The following is a 2,510-nucleotide window of genomic DNA, read 5'->3' as shown; positions in this document are numbered from 1 at the left end:
GGCTGCCACGGAAACCGTCGCCGCCGTTGCCGACAATGGCAAGTCCGCCTTCGTGGGCCGCGAACTGGCCAAGTCCGACCGTCCTGAACTGACCGCCGCGAAAATCATCGTGTCGGGCGGCCGTGGCATGGGTTCGGCTGAAAACTTCCATATCCTGGAGCCGCTGGCCGACAAGCTGGGCGCCGCCATGGGTGCGTCGCGCGCCGCCGTCGACGCCGGCTTCGTGCCGAACGACTGGCAAGTGGGCCAGACGGGCAAGATCGTCGCGCCGTCGCTGTACATCGCCGTCGGCATCTCGGGCGCGATCCAGCATCTGGCCGGCATGAAAGACTCGAAAACCATCGTCGCCATCAACAAGGATCCGGAAGCGCCGATCTTTGCCGTGGCCGACTACGGCATCGTGGGCGATCTGTTCGAGATCGTGCCGCAACTGGTCAAAGAACTGGGTTAAGTCACACCCCTTCCGGTTTTGTTACTGACAAAGCCACGCCGGCCCGCCCCACATGGCGAGCCGCGCGTGGCTTTTTTCTTGGAGAAAAGAAGATGAGCTATCAAGCCCCGCTGAAAGACATGTTGTTCGTGATGAACGAACTGGCCGGCCTGGCCGAAATCCACACCTTGCCGGGCTGCGAAGACGCCACGCCTGACACGGCCGAAGCCGTGCTGGAAGAGAACGCCAAGTTCTGCGGCGGCGTGGTGGCCCCCTTGAACGGTCCCAGCGACAAGGAACCGAGCTTCTGGCACGACGGGCAAGTGACGACCTCGAAAGGCTTCAAGGAAGCATTCAAGGCCTACGGCGAGGCGGGCTGGCAGGGCGTGCAGCATCCGACCGAGTTTGGCGGCCAGGGCTTGCCCAAGCTCTTGGCCACGCCGTGCATCGAAATGCTCAACTCGGCCAGCATCTCGTTCGCCCTGGTGGCGTTGTTGTCCGATGGCGCCATCGAAGCGCTGCTGACGGCCGGCAGTGACGAACAGAAAGCTGTCTACCTGGAAAACCTGGTGTCGGGCAAGTGGACGGGCACCATGAATCTGACGGAGCCGCAGGCCGGTTCCGACCTGGCCGCCGTGCGCACGCGCGCCGTGCCGCAGGAAGATGGCACCTATAAAGTATTCGGCACGAAGATTTTCATCACGTACGGCGAGCACGACATGGCGGAAAACATCGTCCATCTGGTGCTGGCCCGCACGCCGGACGCGCCCGCTGGCGTGAAAGGCATTTCGCTGTTCATCGTGCCGAAGTTCCTCGTCAACGCGGACGGCAGCCTGGGCGCGCGCAACGACGCCCATTGCGTGTCGATCGAACACAAGCTGGGCATCAAGGCCAGCCCGACGGCCGTGCTGCAATTCGGCGACCACGGCGGCGCCATCGGCACCCTGGTGGGCGAGGAAAACCGCGGCCTCGAGTACATGTTCATCATGATGAACGCGGCCCGCTTCGGCGTGGGCCTGCAAGGCATCGGCCTGGCCGAGCGCGCCTACCAGCAGGCCGTGGCGTTCGCCAAGGACCGCGTGCAGTCGCGCGACCTGGCCGGTTCGCCTGGTCCCGTGTCCATCATCCACCACCCGGACGTGCGCCGCATGCTGATGTCCATGCGTTCGCAAACGGAGGCGGCGCGCGCGCTGGCCTACGTGGGCGCGGCCATCAGCGACGTGGCGCACCACCATCCGGACGCGGACGTGCGCGCGGAAAGCCTGGCGACGTATGAATACCTGGTGCCCGTCATCAAGGGCTGGGCCACGGAGATGTCGCAGGACGTCGCGCGCGATGGCGTGCAAGTGCATGGCGGCATGGGTTTCATCGAAGAAACGGGCGCCGCGCAGCATTACCGCGACGCCAAGATTCTCACCATCTACGAAGGCACGACGGCCATCCAGGCGAACGACCTCGTGGGCCGCAAGACGGTGCGCGACGGCGGCGCCGTGGCGAAAGCCATCATCGCCCAGGTGCGCGCCACGGAAGCCCAGCTGGGTGAGCTGACGGGCGCCGACTTCCAGGCCATGCAGCGCCACTTGGCCGAAGGCAGCGCCGCGCTGGAAGCCGTGGTCGAGTATGTGGTGGCGAACATGAAGACGGACATCAAGGCTGTGTTTGCGGGCAGCGTGCCGTATCTGAAGCTGGCCGGCATCGTGCTGGGCGGCTGGCAAATGGCGCGCGCGGCCGTGGTAGCGCAGCAAAAGCTGGGCGAGGGCAGCGGTGACGCCGCGTTCTACAAGGCAAAAATCGCCACGGCCCGCTTCTTTGCCGACCACATCCTGTCGCAAGCGCCAGGCTTGCGCGCCACCATCATCGACGGCAGCGCCGGCGTGATGGCCTTGTCGGAAGAGCAGTTTTAAGTTGAAACTTGGCTAGCGTAAGCTGACTGAATGCAAAAAAGCGCTGGAGATTGCTCTCCAGCGCTTTTTTTTAACCCCAAACGTAAGTGCCGGGGTCAGACCCGCCGGGGGAATGTGCGCCAATGGCGCGCATTCCGATCCCGCAGGGACTGACCCCAGATTTACTCTGCGATCTT

2 protein-coding genes are annotated in these 2,510 nt (G+C 64.2%); both read left to right on the top strand.

The window, feature by feature from the left end; all coding sequences use genetic code 11:
* Nucleotides 1-451 (top strand): electron transfer flavoprotein subunit alpha/FixB family protein (locus VM94_RS29230; RefSeq protein WP_046685674.1); only part of this gene is annotated, 451 nt, incomplete at its 5' end.
* A 92-nt stretch (nucleotides 452-543) separates the two neighbouring features.
* Nucleotides 544-2,334: an acyl-CoA dehydrogenase gene (locus VM94_RS22025; protein WP_046685329.1), complete on the top strand. Its 1,791-nt coding sequence runs from the start codon at nucleotides 544-546 to the stop codon at nucleotides 2,332-2,334.
* Nucleotides 2,335-2,510 lie beyond the last annotated feature (176 nt).

The sequence above is a fragment of the Janthinobacterium sp. KBS0711 genome (assembly GCF_000988085.1).
GTDB classification, from domain to species: domain Bacteria; phylum Pseudomonadota; class Gammaproteobacteria; order Burkholderiales; family Burkholderiaceae_D; genus Janthinobacterium; species Janthinobacterium lividum_E.
The sequence above is the reverse complement of the archived record's forward strand: the minus strand, read 5'-3'. Positions and strand labels throughout refer to the sequence as shown.